Consider the following 18,011-nt stretch of genomic DNA (forward strand, 5'->3'; position numbering starts at 1 on the left):
CATGGCTGGGCGAAGCACCTTATACCAAAGCATTTTCCATATGGTGGATCACGCCTTAAACAACTACATCAATCAAGGTGCGGTTAGGATGATCCACTACCTGCTGCCGTTATTTAGTAGCTTAATGATCATCTGGATTGCAGTTTGGGGCTACAGTCTGATGTCTGGTAGAAGTGAAGCGCCATTGCAAGATGGATTTTTTCGCATCTTACGAGTCGGTTTTATCTTACTTTGGGGTTAACAGCCAGCCGCTACAACCAAACGGTGGTGACATTCCTTAGCGAAACACCTCAGCTGTTAGCCTCAATTGTTACGGGTTCATCGAGCCAAAATGCCGCAGGACTACTGGATAAATTATTCAGTCAGATCTTTGCCCTTGCCGATACCTCATGGCGACAAGGGGGCGTGATGAACGGTAATGTCGGCATGTACTTTTTAGCCATAGCCGTGGTGATGATTGGAAGCTGTCTGACCTTGCTGGTCGCTTTCTTTATTCTGTTGAGCAAGGTCATGGTCAGTATTCTACTTGCTATCGGACCTGCTTTCTTTGTCTTGCTGTTATTCCCTGCAACTCAACGTTTCTTTGAAAGTTGGCTGGGTATGGTACTCAATTTCGGGTTCATCTTGTTGTTGGGCGTTACTTCTGGTCAATTAATGACTTCGGTTGCTGCTGATTATCTCGCACAAATCACTCAAAACCATTCTACCGTTTCTACCCTCAGCGACAGCTCCATGCTGTGCATTGTGCTTGGACTGTGCATATTGGTAATGAAGCAAATTCCGGCAATGGCAGCAGCTTTAGGTGGTGGTGTGGCAATTGCCGCAAACGGAGCTATTGCCCACAGCTTACATGCGTTACGTCCTACCAGCTTACGCCATCAATACCGAACCTTACGACGAGATTTGAATTACACCGGCCAAGCCATCGCTGCTCCACTCAAGCCAGTGGGCGCCAGTTATCACGCCTACCAACAACATTTTGGTGGCAACAGTATTTCGGGGAGATCTGAACAATGAAACGATTTATCTGTATCAGTTTGTGTTTGCTGTTAACTCATTGTGCCAGTGCGCCACAACCACCTCATTGTTCAGATAACGGCAAAGGACTACAACCCGTCAACACCACACCCATTGTTTTAAAGGAGGCGATGAATGCTGAGTGAAACACTAGCCGCCCCTTTATCGAATAAACAACTGGCGAAGCAATATTTTAAAGAAGCCAGAAGTTGGGATGCCGAAACCAGCGTTGCTATCAAAAAGTCAGAACAAAGAGCGTGGCGTTGCTGCGCTTTATTAACCTTGATAGCCATTATGCAAGGCGTAGGCTTGTTGTGTTTACTGCCGTTAAAAACCATCGAGCCATTCGTGATCCGAGTGGATAACAATACTGGTTTGGTAGATGTGGTATCCACACTGGCTAGCCAAGGACAAATCAAACTCAAAGCACAAGAAGTAATGGACAAATATTGGTTGACCCAATATTTAGAACATCGAGAAAGCTACCAATGGGATACACGAACTTATGATCGTAATTTGATTGGGATCATGTCATCAGAGCCAGTACAACAAGAATATGCTGCTGCAACCGATCCAAAGACAAACTCACAAGCCCCTATCAAGTTATACCAACAATCGGCTCAAGTTCGTGTAAACATTCAAGCCATCAGTTTTATCGCCAGTAACAAGGTCAATGGTGAGCAGCATAAAACTGCCCTAGTGAGATACAGCAAGCAAGAATTACAGCAAGGCGAACAGCATCCAATCACCCATTGGGTTGCCACCATTACTTTCACCTATCGCAATTCACCCATGAAGTTAGTAGATCGACGTTTGAATCCTTTGGGATTTCAGGTACTGAGCTACCGCAACGATCAAACTATTGGAGGTGAAGAATGAGACTTCTCACTTCTATAACGTCACTCCTGCGAAGGCAGGAGTCTAGCGACTTTAACTCATTTCAGAAGATGAACAAGCACTGGCTCCCTTTCTTCATTGTTATGACAAGCATATTGGCTCAATTTTCCTGTTTCGCCCTCGAAACTCCTCACTTTGGTCTACTCGATAAACGAGTACGCCATATCAGCTACCACGCCGAGCAAGTGATTAAGTTGGTCGGTCATTACGGTTTTACCACTGACATAGCCTTTGATAATGATGAAATCGTCAAACAAATTGCCATGGGAGACAGTGAAGCATGGTCAGTGACACCCGTTGCCAATCATTTGTTTATCAAGCCCAAAGCTCAAAAAGCCATTACTAATATGACCATCCTCACCAATAAACGAGTCTATCACTTTGAACTCTCAGCGCATTGGTCACAACACGGCGCCCACCCTATTCCAAATGACATGATGTTCGCTATCGATTTTCGCTATCCTGAACAACTTAACACTCAAACTCATCAACAGCAGCAACATCGAGCTTTACGAAAAGCGCTCGATAGTGCTCAACCACCGAAAATATCAAACAGTAATTATGCTTATAAAGGTGCTGCCAGCATTAAACCCATTCATGCCTTTGATGACGGTCGCTTTACCTATCTCACTTTCAACCCCAAACAAGATTTTCCAGCCGTTTACATCGTCAATGCTGATGACTCAGAAAGCATCGTTAACAGTAACGTCAACCCTCACTACCCACAAACCCTGATCATCCGCAAAGTGGTCAGGCAATTAGTCCTCCGCCAAGGTAATAAAGTTGTGTGTCTGTTTAATCAAGGGTTCAAGCAAGAAACCGCTGCAAGTTATCAAACCAGCAACATCAAGCATATTAAGCGAGTAATTAAGGGAGAAGACCATGACTGAATCGCCAGCAAACGATCCAAACCTTGATACTCAAGCGGTGCCTGAACTTATGGGTAATCAACCTAACCGTTCAGCCCTTTCTAAACCCGTGATGATCATTGGTTGTTTGTTGCTAATACTGCTTTTGGTTTGGGTCAATGGCGGTTTCAGCCATGAGCAGACCGACTCTATACCTCTGAAGAATCAAGAGATTGGTAATCATTTAGGCAAGCCGCCAGAATTACCAAAAGTGACTTCAGCTCACCCAAAGCAACAAAACAGTGGTACAGACAAACACGGACTGTTACACACCGGCTTAGTGGATGTAGCTGGCTCAGACTCCACCCCTCAGTTTCCAACCTCTAACCAGCAGCATCAATGGACACCACAACAACGTAAGCAACTCGATGATATTTTGGTGGTAAACCAACAATCACAATTAGCTGATAGACAGTTAACTGCAAACCGAACAGATAACAGCAATGTAATTTCCGAGCAACCAAAGCCATTAGCCGCACAACTTCAAGCCACCAGCATCAAAGGCAGCATCGCCAGTCGCATCGTTGATCCGAACCTGGTTATCACCAAGGGCGCATTTCTTGATTGTATTTTAGAAACAGCGATCAGTTCAGATGTGCCGGGTATGACTCGTTGCCAACTCAGTCGAGATATTTACTCCACCAATGGCAAAGTCTTATTGCTCGAAAAAGGCAGTCATATTGTTGGTGAATATCAAAGCGGAATGCAGCAAGGTGTAGCTCGTATCTTTGTATTATGGAACAGAATTGAAACGCCCAACGGCATCATCATTGATTTAGATTCACCGGGAACCGATCCATTAGGTCGTAGCGGTCATTCTGGATTTGTTGACGGTCATTTCAAACAACGCTTCGGCAGCGCTATCTTACTCAGTTTGATTGGCGATGCTGGACAATATGCGGCAAACAAAGCCAACAGTGGCGATAAAAACCAAATTCAATTTGGCAATACCATCAGCGGCACAAAAGATCTGGCTTCAATAGCGCTTCAAGATTCCATTCGTATCAAACCGACTCTACTCAAAAATCAGGGCGAGCATATTAACGTCATGGTCGCTCGTGATCTCGACTTCAGGAGTGTCTATGACTTACAACTTAGCAACTAACACCGTTGATAACTGTAGAGCCGTTGCCCTGTTAGAGCATTTAAAGGTGCTAAAGCCACTGTTTGATATGGATGGCGTAACGGAAGTAGTGATCAATCAACCCAAACAAGCCTTTATTGAGAATTGCCATGGTTGGAGTGAAGTTATCGTTGAAGCCATCAGTGAAGATTATTGTCAGCGACTCGCCAAACTTATCGCCACCTATTCAGGGCAAAAACTGGATGCTAGTCATCCTATCTTATCGGCAACACTACCCTCTGGTGAACGGGTACAAATCGCTATTCCACCTGTGACCTTAATCGGACGTATTAGCTTCACCATCCGTAAACCATCTTGTGTGTCTTTTACTCTCGATGATTATCAGCAGCAAGGTTATTTTCGACTTCCAGAAGTTCAACTAAAACAAAAGATTGAAGACAAGCTTGATGTCTTATATCGACAAGGTCGCTATGTCGATTTTTTACAGTGGGCTATCGGTGAGAGAAAAAACATCATCGTATCTGGTGCAACAGGCTCTGGCAAAACCACTTTCTTTCGTTCATTGCTACAGGAGATCCCAGTAGATGAGCGACTGATCAGCATTGAAAACGTCGATGAATTACAATTGTATCGCACTCACGATAACACTGTTAGCCTGTTCTATTCCGCTGGTAATCAAGGTATCGCCCCGGTTACTCAAAAGCAGCTTTTAGAATCAAGCCTGAGAATGAAGCCCGATAGAGTCTTTCTTGCTGAACTCATACGAGGTGATGAAGCCTTTTACTTCCTTCGCAACATCAATTCAGGTCATCCGGGCAGTATCACCACCATGCATGCAGGTAGTCCTAAACTCGCCATCGAACAATTGGTGTTATTGCTAAAAGAAAGCCAAGCAGGTTCAACGCTGTCCAAAGAGGAAATCAAGCAGCTGATCAACCTGTGTGTCGATGTCATAATTCAACTCAAGCATGAAAATGGTCGACGATATGTGAGTGATTTATATTGGAATCGCTATGGCATCACAACAACAGAGGGAACCGAGTTGTGAACAACCGAACTTCCTTATCCATTTGGCATTATTTAGCCTTATTACTCACAGCACTGATCATCAGCTTATGGCTCAGTGGTACAATATTTCTGTATTTCGGTAATCTTCCCGTTAGCCACGCTTCGCCATTAACCATTGCTCAATATGCTTACCGATTTGGGCATGACAAGAGAACTCAGTTTTGGTTGATTCTATCCTGTGTGATTGGCTTTCTGCCTTTAGGTTTTCCCATCGCATTAAAATTCAAACCTAAAAGACCATCTCTGTATGGTGATGCAAAATTTGCCACTCATAAAGAGATCCAACAAGCAGGTTTACTCGCCAATCACGGCATCATTGTTGGTAAACTGCAATCACTGTTTAAGCATCAATATTTACAGTTTGCTGGACAACAACACGTACTAATGTCAGCTCCGACTCGCAGCGGTAAAGGTGTGGGTGTCGTCATACCAAATTTACTTAGCTGGCAAGATTCAGTCGTAGTACTCGATATCAAACAAGAAAACTGGAACATCAGTGCAGGTTTTCGCAAAGCACATGGACAGAAATGCTACCTTCTCAATCTTGCTCCACGAGATTATCTCAGCCACCGCTGGAACCCACTGTATTACATATCCAATGATCCAAGCTTTCGCATCAATGACATTCAAAAGATTGGTCAGATGTTGTTTCCAAATATCGACAGTGAATCACCTATTTGGCAAGCCTCAGCCCGTTCATTATGGCTTGGATTAGTCTTATATCTTTTGGAGACACCACCTTTACCCGTAACATTGGGCGAAGTACTGAGATTGCTCAATAAAGGTGACAGCCAATTAATAGAGCAAATAAATGAACGAATGCAAAGTCAACAACCGCTATCAAACCAATGCCATGCTTCCCTCAGAGAATACCTTGAAACGCCGGAACGTACACGAGGCTCAATCCGTAAAAGTTTCACTTCAGCCCTAGAACTGTTTTACAACCCAGTGATTGATGCCGTCACCGCTGGTAATGACTTTGACTTACGAACACTTCGACAACAACGCATTTCGATTTATGTTGGTGTCACGCCAGATGACTTGCAAAGACTCGCACCGCTGATCAATTTATTCTTTCAACAGTTAATAGACCTCAACACCCGTGAACTTCCAGAGCATGATCCAAGTTTAAAGTATCAGTTATTACTATTGATGGATGAATTTGCCGCTATCGGTAAAATTGGCATTTTAAGCCGTGGGATCAGTTACATAGCAGGTTATGGCATTCGCTTAGTCACCATCATTCAATCCCCTGCCCAACTTCGTGAAATCTATGGGCATGATGGCGCAGAAACCATAATCGACAACCACGCATTACAAATCGTATTTGCACCCAAGAATATCAAAATTGCCAGAGAGCTATCCGACAGCCTTGGCAATCAAACCATCAAAAATAGTAGTCGCAGTAAGCAACTATCCGGCAGAGGTGGACGCAGTGAAAACACCAGCGACCACAGTCGAGCCTTAATGCTTCCACAAGAGTTAATGCGATTAGGCACACAGCAATCCATCTTACTCTTAGAAAACTGCCCACCGATAAAGTGCAACAAGATCCGCTGGTATCAAGACAAACTGCTACAGCCAAGAGGTAATGACCGCCAACATCAACATTGGGCAACACCAAACATTAACAAGATTGTGGTGAAGCCTTTGGTCAACAAAGCCATTCAATCAGCACCAATCAAACTCGCTACCGATGACACAGGTACTAATTCTCAAGTCCCTACAAAACCTGAACAACCTGCCACAAACGAACCACAAGAGCCTATCAACTTGAATGAAGTTGAAGAAGCTGAAGTCAATGCCATGGTCGAAGACTACTTTAGCCAGCTGAATAAACCTACGAACGCAAGCCAAACAGAGGAGAAAGCTAAATGAATGATGAACCCGTACTGGAACAGCAAACCTATTTAGCAATTCCTTATGAGCAAAGAGATAAAGCTATACAGCAACTTGGTCAATTGGATAATGGGCGCAACGCCATCAGTTTTGATGCTGAAAAAGGTTTATGGTTTGCAAGAAAAGGCACTCGATTAAGTAAAGCTGAACCTTGGCTACCAAATCCCAATCTCTTTAACACACCGACACATCAAGATCCGAACCTTGAGTTTGCACAGGTATTGGAGTCATCAGGCTTTGTATTGAATGAACCGCCACTGTTTGACGGACAAAAACATCGTGTCGCAACCATAGATGACAAACGAGGACAAAAAAGCGGCGTGTATTGTGCCTATGGTGATGGTCATCCAGCAGGTTGGTATCAAGATCATCGTAATCACAGCGAGCCACAAAAATGGCATGCCAGTTTTGCCCAAAGTGATCCACTTGCCAAGCTTCATATCAAAGCGCATCAAGCAAACCAAAGATCGCTAAGAGAAATCACCGCTGCCAAACGCTATCAACATTATGCAAATCGATGCAGCCAAGCTTTTCAGTTGATGCCACCAGCTAATCTTGACCATCCCTATTTATTAAAGAAGAACGTCCAGCCTTTTCCTGATGTGATGCAAGACAAAAAAGGTCGGTTAGTGATCCCACTGATGGACGAGCATCATAAGGTTCATTCACTACAAAGGATCACCCCTAACGGTTTTAAATGTTTAAAGAAAGGCGCACAAAAATCCGGACACTTCTTTGTAGTCGGCTACAAACCTTTAAAAGATAGCGAACCCATACTTTACGCTGAAGGTTACGCTACTGCCGCCAGTATAGCCGAAGCCACCAATCGCAGCGTGGTAATGACTGTAGACGCAGGCAACATGCCCAAAGTGGCAGAAAAACTCAAAGCTCATTACCCGAACAGCCAACATCTATTTTTAGCTGACGATGATCGAAAAAACAAAACCAACAAAGGATTAGAGAAAGCTAGACAATCAGCAGAAATCACCCAAGGGCATTGGCTCAGCCCCAACTTCATCAGCGATGAAATTGAATATGGAATGACAGATTTTAACGATCTTCATGTCAGTCGTGGGTTAGAAGTGGTTAAACGACAAATTGAAAACCATATTCAACAGTGTTGGCCATATATAGATAAACCAAGACCAGTCACACTCAACAGCATTGAAGCAATTGTTGAACAAAGCCATCAGCAAGCTGCACCAATACCAGCTAACCCAACTCTGAAACAACAATTTGCACCACTCACCAAATTAGCTAAATCTGCAAACGATGAACAAGTTCCAAAAGAACCAAAGCCTAAGTCGGCACCAACACCCACTCCTTCAACGCAAAACCGAATACCAGACAGTCTCAATAAAACTTATCTGGCTGTTAACAATAAATATTACTTCTCAAACCGCCCTTCTAGCCTCGCCTTTATCGATAAAGGTACTAAGCTGCAAACCAAATTAAGCCATGCTCAAATCGTAGAAGACTTACTCGTAATTGCTCAGCAACGAAACTGGCAATCCGTCAAACTATCTGGCACTAAAGCTTTTAAACGCCAAGCATGGTTGCAAGCCTCTTTACAGAACATGACAGTTCGAGGCTACCGCCCTGATACTAACGACATCAAGCAGCTCAAAACTTTGCAAACTAGCAAGGATACAAAGGAACAACCTCACCAACCAAAATCTACCGTCAACGAAATTGCTAATACTCCTAGCAACAATAATCCAAAAGCCACTTTGCAATCAGCCCAAAATTATAGCCAAAACATAAAACCAGAAATCCAACAGCGTTTTATGCAAAAGGTAAAACAAAAGCTAGATGGCTTACTCAAGCAATCACATTCACAGCAAAACCATAACATCATCAAGGAGCCACAACATGAACAATCACTCGAACACCAATTTGAATAACGACTTAGACAACAAACTAAATGACTTAAACATTCCCGGAACGGTTATCGAAGTCATACAAGCAGAAGCCGAAGAATTAGGCGCATTTGAAGAAGATGCCTTAGATGAAGCTGATGCACTTGAAGCTAATGACGTTGAAAACAATGTGGAGGATCACTAATGGTTACTGACAACAAAAAGCCACCCTACCATGTGCAAGTTGCTGCCAAGCTCATCAAACAATTAGAGGAAGGCACCGCCCCGTGGCAAATCCCTTGGAACCCCGGAGTACCCAAACTGCCTCATAACCCAATCAGCCGCACAAGGTACAAAGGCTGCAACGCCATTTAGCTCAGTATGCAAGAAAGAACTGACCCACGATGGATGACCTACAAGCAAGCGAACAGTATTGATGCCCAAGTACGGAAAGGACAACACGGCACTTTGGTTCAGTATTGGAAGTTGTTCGACAAAATTGATAAAACTGACAACAACGGCAAAAAGATCGTAGGCGCAGATGGCAAACCCATCAAAGTAAACGTCAAACTCGATAAGCCAAGAGTATTCAGCTCTGTGGTATTCAACGCTGAACAAATCGATGGCTTACCCGAACTTGAGGCAAAACCATTACCCGAATGGCAACGCCACGAACGAGCAGAAAAAATCCTCACCAATTCAGGCGTACCTATCCAACACGACCAATACGACAATGCATACTACTGCCCTGCCACCGACAGCATTCACCTACCTGCCAAAAACCAATTTGAAACCGCTGACAACTATTACGCCAGCGCACTACATGAGCTTTGCCACAGCTCTGGCTCAGAAGGTAGACTCAACCGAGATCTATCAGGTCGATTCGGTGACAAATCCTACGCCAAAGAAGAACTCAGAGCCGAAATCGGCTCTCTCATGCTAGGCGACGAACTACAAATCGGCCACTCATTCGGACAACACGCAGCCTACGTCGACGCATGGATACAAGTTTTAAAAGATGATCCTAGAGAGATTCTCAGAGCATCGAGGGATGCCGAGAAAATACAGGATTTTGTTTTGGAGCTTGAGAAAGAAAATTCTGTATCTAACAATCAATTTTCAGGGTTACACTTTGAAACAAATAATAAATCAAGCATACAAACACTTACAAAGACACAATCTCAATCTGAACAGACACTATGATTGACTACCCTTTTCGTTTTTATCACTTTTTAAATTGATTAAAGACTGGATAAGTTCCTTACCACCACCGATACGGTTAACTATACTGTCCTTCAAATCATTATCTTGAATACTTGTATATGTCTCGTACAAATAGCGAGTCTCTACCAGAATGCTTTCTTCATCAAGTTCTCTAAAAAAAGTTAACAAGTCGTTTAATGTTTTGTCAGATAAATAAGTCCAAAGCCCCATTTGTGCAGGTTCTTTAGAAATAAAACCACTACATAAAACAGCTTTAGACATTAAAGTTCCACTCTGAAGTAATTCTCTAATAACTACATCAATAAGTATCTCAGTTTGTATACTTTTAAATTCTTTCCCTTCTCTTCTTAATAAACTCAGATGTTTAAAAATTTTACCAATATCAAATAGCGTCTCATATTTAAAATCATTCAACCAATCAGTCAAATCTTGTATAAAGATTTGACTAGATAAGTATTTAAGCAAATAACTAGAATTAAGCCTTTCACTCTTATTAACCATAAATGCATTAAGGACTCTGTGTTGCAGCTCACCATCAAGCTTCATAATATTTGCCATAAGCCTGTTTGCACATTGTTCATTTTTGACACTCTCATAAAAAACATAAACACCAAATTCATGAAATGCAGTTAGCCACATTTCTTTCAAGTTTGAGTTAATTTTTTCAGCAAAAATGTCAAAATTATTTTCAGGGTTTTCGGCAGCAGCTATAAAAACATCGTAAGCTTCAAGGTAACTAAAATCACCATCATGTAAATGCCCACTAATAACAATATCTATTCGCCCCTTAGTTAACGCTAATGTTGTGATTGAATTTTTTAATGAAGTAGTCTGAATTGTTTTAGGTTCATTATTTTCATCGTAATTGGGTAAATAATCGGCTTTATCTTTTAGTATCTTTAGGTGAATTAATGAGTTTTCAAAAATCGACTTTTCATAAAGATTTGAGTTGGTCATATAGCTATCAACTAATTCATCAACATTTTTATTCTCATCTATATCTCCTCTGATGATATTAACTATTGTATCCAATACCCTTGGATAGCTATTTTTTAGTCCCAAAATAAGGAATAAATCATAAGTAGTTACCTCCCCTTGAAGGTTAGTCCACTTTGATTGAGCCTCTTTAACTAATGATTCAAAAGCACGATAGTTACTGAGCATTTGGTCAATCAGTTCTACGCAAGGACTGTTCCTCTGATTCAGTTGATAGTAATAATTGTCAGGTAAACACCTTCCATTCACTTCTTGTGATATTAGTTCTCTTGCTGCTTTATCAATTTTTTGTAGAAATGATGGCTGCTCCATGAACCATCTATGTTGGCAGAGGCGAAGAATAGTATTAGAAAAAATAGGTGTATTTTCTGCTGCAAAAACATATGAAATATTTGGCTGATTTTTTAACCGATCTAACATTCCAGCAAGGACATTAAGGCTTTGTTCTGCATTAGGGTTTCTATCTAAATCTTGAATGTTAATGATTAAGTGGATGTTTGTTACTTGTAATATTTTACTCAACTCTAAAAATATAGCTTCAGCTGATACCTGTTTCTTTAAAAATGAGTTTAAAAATTTAAACCAACCTCCCCCTGATGCCATCGCCGACAGATAATTCTGCGGTAAAGAACGCTGGCCAGACATATCGATGCATTCAGCTAAAGTACTTATGACTTTACCTAACACAAACTGAATAATCGAATTAGTCTCTACGCCCCACAAGTCAATATTGCAACATATGTAGTGTGTTTTACTTCCGGATTCTTTTCTATTGACTATCTCGTTACAAAACACATTTATTACGCTACTTTTACCTACACCAAAGGCTCCGGAAATTGTAATGTGTCGACTACCTTTATTACTGAATTCTCTGTGTAAACTTTCTACGATTTTAACTTGATGTGTGTCTAATTGTGTACGTTTTTCTTTTGGTTTGTCATCACTTAACTCCGTGACAGGCTGCTGTGTTCTTTCGAGGATAGACTTACAAAAAGGAACTAGAAGTAAGCCAAATATCAAGAACCTATAAAGGGGTAAAAGATTAATAATAGAAACATAGCTATGTCCGCCAAAATATAATAAGAATATTATTCCTAATATCACTGAGAACGTAAGTGGAGGATAAAAAAACTATGCTTTATTTGTCTTTTATGATGAGAAACCAATAATGATGAGCAAATATGTGAAATACTCAATCCCGTAATGAAATGAAATATTGACTGAAAGGGTAGTAGCTGTCCCACAGAATTATCAAATATGCCACTTTTATTCACAGTAATTTCTAGCTTTTGATAAAGAGTGATACCATTAGATATAATAGAAGAAACTTTTCCCGTATCGGAAATTAAAATTATAATCAGAGCCGAGACCAGAGCATAAAAAACCAAATTTATATATCTAAAAACAGTTATTTGCATCATTTTTAAAGTGTGGGTAAATCCTAGCAAGCTATAATACCTTATAGAGAAAACACAACCTATCGAGATTACGAATAAATCTGTTTTTTGAATTTCTACAATGCAATCGAACAATTTTCACCCATGTTATTACACTCAAACCAATTCTGGAACTGCCATATAAACCACCTCAGCTATACAGCATTCTTCACAAACTAGTGAATATTGGTTCCCACGCTTTCTGACCTTAGCCTCAGTGCTATTACATGAAGGACAAGGGCTTTTCATAGGAGTGTTACCATTGCAAGAACCGCACTTAACGTAATAGCCATACTTACCATTCATAGCAGTTAATTGCTCGTCGATTCCGCACTTTCTACAAGCAAGTTTTTTGAGAGGTTTGGGTTTGGTATGCGCTTCGATGGGCTTGGTAAATGTTTCGACCTGAGCTGGTTTAGTCTCTACTCTATTTTGAGTTTTCTCGATAGAACTAGCTTGATATTTAACATCATGTTCAAGTAAGAATGTAGAGATTGACGCTAACTCAGCTGGAGTAAAATCTGGTCTTGTATCAAAGGTCAATGTTTGAGTGACCACATTTTTTAGATTCATCATTTTAGTCAGCTTATCTGCTAAAAATTCTGACTTAACTAGCTGCTTAGATACCTTATTTTGCATTGAATCTCTATCAATAATTGCATTACTGGATACCGCACATAAAGTGTCCCAGCAACGATAGGTAAATGTTTGCCCTTTAATGCCGAGTAGTTTCCCAAGAATTGACTTACGGTTTTCTTGCAGCAATGACTTTAATAAAGCCTTTTGTAATTCGACTTGCTGTATTGGGGATGGCATCCCCTGCCATTTACCACGATAGCTTCTAGACCATTCCTGATGCTTGTTTACGTGTACTTCACCAGTGATACTTTTTGACTCAATTAGAATCAAACCATATTTATAAACAACCAGATGATCAATTTGAGCATGTTCATCATTATGTGAGATATTCAAGTCGTTGAAGACATAAACTTGTGGATGATCTTTAAATGCTCTTCGTAAATAAAAGGCAACATCGCTCTCTTGCTTGTCACCAGCTTTTGATATGGGATGATGTTTAGGAGTAAAGGCTTTTTCTTTAGCAATCATACAGCCTTCCATGCAGCGCTAATTTTCGGACAAAAATAACACAGAAGATCAATGAATTAAATTATCAAAATCACAGCCCACAACCATTTGAACAAAATACAATCAACTATTTATGAAAACCTAATTCATTGATTGCAATAGATATACATTACCAAAATAGATATGGCAAAATCATTAGTAGGATCTGTTTTAACATTCAATGGAACTGTAATGCACAAAGGAAAGTTAGTTAACTGGAATGACGAAAAGGGATATGGCTTCATTGAAACAGATGGGCTGAACGAAAACACTTTTATCCATATTTCGACTTTAAAAGCGATGAGCAGATCACCCAAAGTTGGTGATTTCATTTATTTTGAAGTTGAAACTCAGCCCAACAGCAAACGTCGAGCAACAAACTGCCGTATTGAAGGTGTACCAAGCAAACAACTCAAATCCAAACTTCATACGAATAGTTCATCACTCAAGCTCGGTAAACTACTAACAGGAGTCATGCTCGTTGGCATTATCGTCATTTCTGTAGATCTTGGTAAACGCTTTCTACATGCTGAACATGCCAAACCTGATTACACTGAACCTCAATATGAAACTGAAATTGAAACTTTTCAGCCTGTATCTATTAATACACAAAAGTTCAAATGCGATGGTAGGCAATACTGCAGTCAGATGACTTCACGCGAAGAAGCGGTCTTTTTCACGCGCAACTGTCCTAATACCAAAATGGATGGAGATCATGATGGTATTCCGTGTGAAAGGGATAAGCGATTTTGATTTAAATTATCTCTGTAAAAAGTAATGACTAACTCATAACTTTCATTTGAAAATTAATAGGACTAGGCGAACTTTCAATCAGTACGCCTAATTCAACATTTTACGCATCGAAACCAAGATTAGTTCGCTGCTAATTTCAATTCAGAATCACCAACCAGTTGACCTGATTCTAGTTTTATCACTCTGTCATTTGGAGCCACAACATCCAAATCATGGCTAATTATGATGACAAAAATCTCTTTAGACAAGTGACGAACAAGGTTCATTAATTCGGCAGTATTTTTCTCATCTAAAGCTGAAGTTGGCTCATCCAGTAAGAGAACTTGAGCTTTTCTTATCATAGCCCTAGCAATTGCAAAGCGTTGTTTTTCTCCACCAGAGAATTGATTAACTTGCTCAGTAACAGTCAGTGATAAATCATAATTGATACGATTCAACCAATCATCGAGACCTACAGCTTTTAGCTGTGAAATTAGTGAATCGTCACTGATGGCTTCTGATAAACCAAGAGTGAGATTATTTCGAATACTAGAGCTTAACAACTTAGGCTCTTGATCTACCCACGCAAAAGCTTGCCTTACTGAAGATAGGTTGTATTGCTCTAGCGTCATACCGTTAATTGATATTTGCTTATGAGTCTCTGGATAAAATCCGAGAAGCTGGTTTAATAAGGTGCTTTTACCACTACCACTCGCCCCTAACACAAACCACAACCCTTTACCTGAAAAGTAATGATTGATGTTCGTTAAAATCTTTTTGTCATTTCGTTCAAAATTAAGCCCTTCAAATGAAAAGTTATCAATTTTATTTAACTGTACACCGCTACCAAGCGTACACTCCTTAGATATTTTAGAAATTTCAGTAAGCCTGCTTGCAACACCTGCTGCTTTATTTAAGTTACTAAAAAACATAGCCATAGACATCAATGGAAATGTTAAGCCGAACAGATACAACAGGAATGCCGTTACCGTTCCGAGCGTCATGGTGCCTTCTTCAAGCCAATAGGCCAAGAAAGCTAAAATAGCAATCATGCTCATCATTAATACAAGATTTGCAATTGGTCCAATTAGTGACAGTACCTTTGTTTCACGCATTTCTTGCGTGTAACATTCATCGAGGAACGATTGAGATTGTTGGTGGAAACTCTCACTAGAGTTATGTGATTTGATTAATTTATTGTTACGAACCCACTCAGTACAATGCTTCAATAAATTGGCTTCAGCGGCTTGTGTTTTTTCACCAATATTATTCATCAGTAGTGATATTGGCGTTATCAGTATAAAGCCTGTTAGGACACAGCTCAGTAAAACTAAAGTCAAACGCCAATCAAGTAAAAACATGATAGTCACAACGGAGACAAGAGAAATTAATCCACTTAATAAGCCTATTAAGTCACCTGCCAGAACCGATTTAACAATATTCGAATCATTTATTACATGAGCACTTAACTCTGCACTATGTTCTTTTTCGAGATTCTCAGTATGACCATGCAGCAATCTGCCGATTAAACTGTATCTGAGATTAAAATTGATACGATGACCAACTTTGCCACCAAACCAACTGAGAATTGCTTCAAATATTGCACCAATTAGCACAATAACGATTAAGCCTACGATCAAAAGCTTGTCTATGCCCTCTTGGCTAATAGAGTCCACTAAGTGACTAGAGTATAAGGGTAAAACCAATTCAAGAGCTGTAGTGATAATTGTGAGTAAAGCTAGAGAAACGAAAGTTAAGTTTTTAGGTTTGTGAGGAGCGAGTAATTTCCAGAGTGCTTTAGTGTCACCAGATGTTTGTTCCATATTTACTTCTCTAATTCCATATTTTGTTTTGATGCTACTTTCATATAGCGAAACGCATTTTCATTCTAAAAATCTATTTATTCAACTGATTTTTATTACAAGAAGTTAACATGGGTAATTTGACGTAAACATTATCAACTTTGAGACAATTTAGCTTCTTCTAAAGCTCGAAAAGAAAGGAAACTTAAGAGTAGTATAAAAAACTAGCAATCAGTCTATTGGATATATCAGAGAATTATATTTGTTGATAGCATGGTGGTGTTATGAGTTTGTTATAAGGATTTAATATGAAAAAGGAACTTAAAGATGGCGATCTCGCTGTAACGGGATTAATGCTTACAGGTATGCTCACTAACTACGCTCTTCTTCAATCCATGAGGGAGTCAAAGACACTTACTGCAATGGTGTTCATTGGGTTAACTGCAATGGGTGGTTTCTTTTGGTTGTTATCTTCACTTGCAGGCTAAACGTAAATGAACAAAAAATTTAATTATGTCGGCTTAGCTGTCTGTGCTTTGGGAATTGCTTACAATGTTGCTACTGAAGACTTCATTGGGTTATCGGTTTTCATCCTTATTGGTTTAGCTCTTATTTTAAAATTGGTTATGAGTAATAAATCGATCTGATCCTATGGAAAATTTTAAAAAGGGATTTAAATAATGGAATTAATGCTACCAGAACTCATTGTGTTAGGGACACTTGGTCTTTTGTTTGTAGCTTATACAGACGTATCAGCAAACCGAAAAAAGCTCAGACTTATTGAACGAAAGTTAGATATGCTTCTTGAAAAACAAGGCATCGCTGTCAATGGCGAAGAATTTATTCCAGCCGAAGTACAGATGGCGCTCAAGAATAAGCAAAAGATAAAAGCCATTCGTCTTTACCGCCAACATACTGGAGCAAGTCTTTTGGATGCTCAAAAAGCTGTGAATGATTTCATTGGTAACAGGGTTTAACAGAGGTTCAAATGGAGTTTGATAAAGACAAATACACAATATGGAAGTTGCCGAATTTACTATTGATACACTGGATCATAAACCCAGCTATTGCTTTTAATGAAATCATTCTAGGGCAACGCTTACCAAAACTTACCTTAATCGATAAAACTAGTGATGCTCCATTATTAGAGCGACAATACATTCCATGCCCTCACTGCGAATCAATGAATGACGCTAGGCTATGGGCTAAATCGAATGCTTTTGGTCATTGGTTTGGCTATGTTTGTCCAAAATGTGACGGAATAATTCCGTGTTTATGGAATTTTACCAGCCTCGTAATTTTAGCTTTAACCTTCCCTATTTGGATGCCTATAAAACATTTTGGTAAAGCGAAATGGCTCAAATATGAAAAGCAACGTCTACTCCATGCAGAACAACAGCCTAAAGTGAAGGCTGAGCCTAAGCTATGGATTAAGGCAGGTGTTCTTTTTGGCTTTTTGATGTTTTTGTTTACCCTGTTGATGAAAGGATCAACTGGTGAATTAAATCCACAAAACATACCGTATTATGCTCTGGTCAATTTTGTAGGCGGTGCTGCTTTTGGCTTGATAATGAAAATAGTCTTAGGCTGGAAAAAGAAGTCCTAGTTCATGGCTTTCAAGATAATAGAATCTGAATCGCACTTCATTGATGGCAACAAGCTAACGCTCAAATATCATCGTTTTTCGACAAAACTAGAAATCAGCTTTAACGATGAACTATTACAAACACGCTATTTGTTTTTTGCGCCGTATAGAACGATCAGGTTTCAAGCCGATGAGCACGAATTTAATATCAAAATTCTTTGGATAATCTTTTGGCGCTCTCGCTTATATCAAGCAGAGGAGTTAAAGGTTGCTGAGCTTCTTCCTCAACGGCGAAGGAAGTCAGTTATCTTGATGAGTTACACATTATTTATTGCCTCGCTGAAGTTTTTACTATTGAGCTGACAGGCTGTACGAAGTA

The 18,011-nt window shown here is 40.1% G+C and carries 19 protein-coding genes and 1 pseudogene; 17 read left to right on the forward strand and 3 right to left on the reverse strand.

Annotation, left to right across the window (positions count from 1 at the left end; translation table 11 throughout):
• The first annotated feature begins 1 nt into the window (after position 1).
• The 12 genes and pseudogenes from E2H97_RS18925 (at position 2) to E2H97_RS09120 (ending at position 9,935) form a co-directional block, all read left to right on the forward strand.
• The gene (locus E2H97_RS18925; RefSeq protein ID WP_218938245.1) at positions 2 to 241 is read left to right on the forward strand and encodes a hypothetical protein; all 240 of its coding nucleotides are present in this window, start codon (positions 2 to 4) and stop codon (positions 239 to 241) included.
• On the forward strand, positions 232 to 1,017 hold the full coding sequence (locus E2H97_RS09080) for a TrbL/VirB6 family protein (protein WP_246029076.1): 786 nt from the start codon (positions 232 to 234) through the stop codon (positions 1,015 to 1,017). The genes E2H97_RS18925 and E2H97_RS09080 overlap by 10 nt, the downstream gene beginning before the upstream one ends.
• A complete protein-coding gene (locus E2H97_RS18790) occupies positions 1,014 to 1,163 on the forward strand; it encodes a hypothetical protein (protein WP_170308269.1) in 150 nt (49 codons plus the stop codon). Before E2H97_RS09080 ends, E2H97_RS18790 begins: the two co-directional genes overlap by 4 nt.
• A complete protein-coding gene (locus tag E2H97_RS09085; RefSeq protein WP_133406845.1) occupies positions 1,153 to 1,896 on the forward strand; it encodes a VirB8 family type IV secretion system protein in 744 nt (247 codons plus the stop codon). Before E2H97_RS18790 ends, E2H97_RS09085 begins: the two co-directional genes overlap by 11 nt.
• A 101-nt stretch (positions 1,897 to 1,997) precedes the next feature.
• Positions 1,998 to 2,804, forward strand: a complete 807-nt coding sequence (gene virB9 / locus E2H97_RS09090; protein ID WP_170308270.1) for a P-type conjugative transfer protein VirB9 — start codon at positions 1,998 to 2,000, stop codon at positions 2,802 to 2,804.
• Entirely contained in the window at positions 2,797 to 3,927 is a 1,131-nt protein-coding gene (gene virB10, locus E2H97_RS09095; protein WP_133406847.1) for a type IV secretion system protein VirB10, read from the forward strand. The genes virB9 and virB10 overlap by 8 nt, the downstream gene beginning before the upstream one ends.
• Entirely contained in the window at positions 3,905 to 4,954 is a 1,050-nt protein-coding gene (virB11, locus tag E2H97_RS09100; RefSeq protein ID WP_133406848.1) for a P-type DNA transfer ATPase VirB11, read from the forward strand. Before virB10 ends, virB11 begins: the two co-directional genes overlap by 23 nt.
• Positions 4,951 to 6,852: a type IV secretory system conjugative DNA transfer family protein gene (locus E2H97_RS09105; RefSeq protein WP_133406849.1), complete on the forward strand. Its 1,902-nt coding sequence runs from the start codon at positions 4,951 to 4,953 to the stop codon at positions 6,850 to 6,852. Before virB11 ends, E2H97_RS09105 begins: the two co-directional genes overlap by 4 nt.
• Complete coding sequence (locus E2H97_RS09110) at positions 6,849 to 8,777, forward strand: LPD7 domain-containing protein (protein ID WP_133406850.1); 1,929 nt, start codon at positions 6,849 to 6,851, stop codon at positions 8,775 to 8,777. The genes E2H97_RS09105 and E2H97_RS09110 overlap by 4 nt, the downstream gene beginning before the upstream one ends.
• On the forward strand, positions 8,746 to 8,937 hold the full coding sequence (locus E2H97_RS09115; protein WP_133406851.1) for a conjugal transfer protein TraD: 192 nt from the start codon (positions 8,746 to 8,748) through the stop codon (positions 8,935 to 8,937). Before E2H97_RS09110 ends, E2H97_RS09115 begins: the two co-directional genes overlap by 32 nt.
• Positions 8,937 to 9,242, forward strand: a pseudogene (locus E2H97_RS18930) (ArdC-like ssDNA-binding domain-containing protein); the annotation flags it as partial. The gene E2H97_RS09115 and the pseudogene E2H97_RS18930, both read left to right, overlap by 1 nt.
• 87 nt (positions 9,243 to 9,329) lie before the next feature.
• Positions 9,330 to 9,935: an ArdC family protein gene (locus E2H97_RS09120; RefSeq protein ID WP_246029087.1), complete on the forward strand. Its 606-nt coding sequence runs from the start codon at positions 9,330 to 9,332 to the stop codon at positions 9,933 to 9,935.
• Here the strand turns inward: E2H97_RS09120 and E2H97_RS09125 are convergent.
• A complete protein-coding gene (locus tag E2H97_RS09125) occupies positions 9,930 to 12,056 on the reverse strand; it encodes a P-loop NTPase fold protein (RefSeq protein WP_133406852.1) in 2,127 nt (708 codons plus the stop codon). The two genes, E2H97_RS09120 and E2H97_RS09125, sit on opposite strands and share 6 nt — an antisense overlap.
• Positions 12,057 to 12,505: 449 nt before the next feature.
• Positions 12,506 to 13,495, reverse strand: a complete 990-nt coding sequence (locus E2H97_RS09130) for a nuclease-related domain-containing protein (RefSeq protein WP_133406853.1) — start codon at positions 13,493 to 13,495, stop codon at positions 12,506 to 12,508.
• Between the two features lie 210 nt (positions 13,496 to 13,705).
• Here E2H97_RS09130 and E2H97_RS09135 point away from each other — a divergent pair, with 210 nt between their 5' ends.
• A complete protein-coding gene (locus E2H97_RS09135; RefSeq protein WP_133406854.1) occupies positions 13,706 to 14,266 on the forward strand; it encodes an excalibur calcium-binding domain-containing protein in 561 nt (186 codons plus the stop codon).
• A gap of 119 nt (positions 14,267 to 14,385) precedes the next feature.
• On the opposite strand, the gene E2H97_RS09140 is transcribed toward E2H97_RS09135, so the two are convergent.
• Entirely contained in the window at positions 14,386 to 16,068 is a 1,683-nt protein-coding gene (locus tag E2H97_RS09140) for an ABC transporter ATP-binding protein (protein ID WP_133406855.1), read from the reverse strand.
• Between the two features lie 287 nt (positions 16,069 to 16,355).
• On the opposite strand from E2H97_RS09140, the gene E2H97_RS09145 reads away from it, so the two are divergent.
• From E2H97_RS09145 to E2H97_RS09160, 4 genes are all read left to right on the forward strand, one after another.
• A complete protein-coding gene (locus E2H97_RS09145; RefSeq protein WP_133406856.1) occupies positions 16,356 to 16,535 on the forward strand; it encodes a hypothetical protein in 180 nt (59 codons plus the stop codon).
• A 192-nt stretch (positions 16,536 to 16,727) separates the two neighbouring features.
• Positions 16,728 to 17,024: a hypothetical protein gene (locus E2H97_RS09150; protein WP_133406857.1), complete on the forward strand. Its 297-nt coding sequence runs from the start codon at positions 16,728 to 16,730 to the stop codon at positions 17,022 to 17,024.
• Between the two features lie 11 nt (positions 17,025 to 17,035).
• On the forward strand, positions 17,036 to 17,653 hold the full coding sequence (locus tag E2H97_RS09155; RefSeq protein ID WP_133406858.1) for a hypothetical protein: 618 nt from the start codon (positions 17,036 to 17,038) through the stop codon (positions 17,651 to 17,653).
• A 3-nt stretch (positions 17,654 to 17,656) separates the two neighbouring features.
• A complete protein-coding gene (locus tag E2H97_RS09160; RefSeq protein ID WP_133406859.1) occupies positions 17,657 to 17,995 on the forward strand; it encodes a hypothetical protein in 339 nt (112 codons plus the stop codon).
• The last annotated feature ends 16 nt before the right edge of the window (positions 17,996 to 18,011 follow it).

It is taken from the genome of Parashewanella tropica (assembly GCF_004358445.1).
Lineage (GTDB): Bacteria > Pseudomonadota > Gammaproteobacteria > Enterobacterales > Shewanellaceae > Parashewanella > Parashewanella tropica.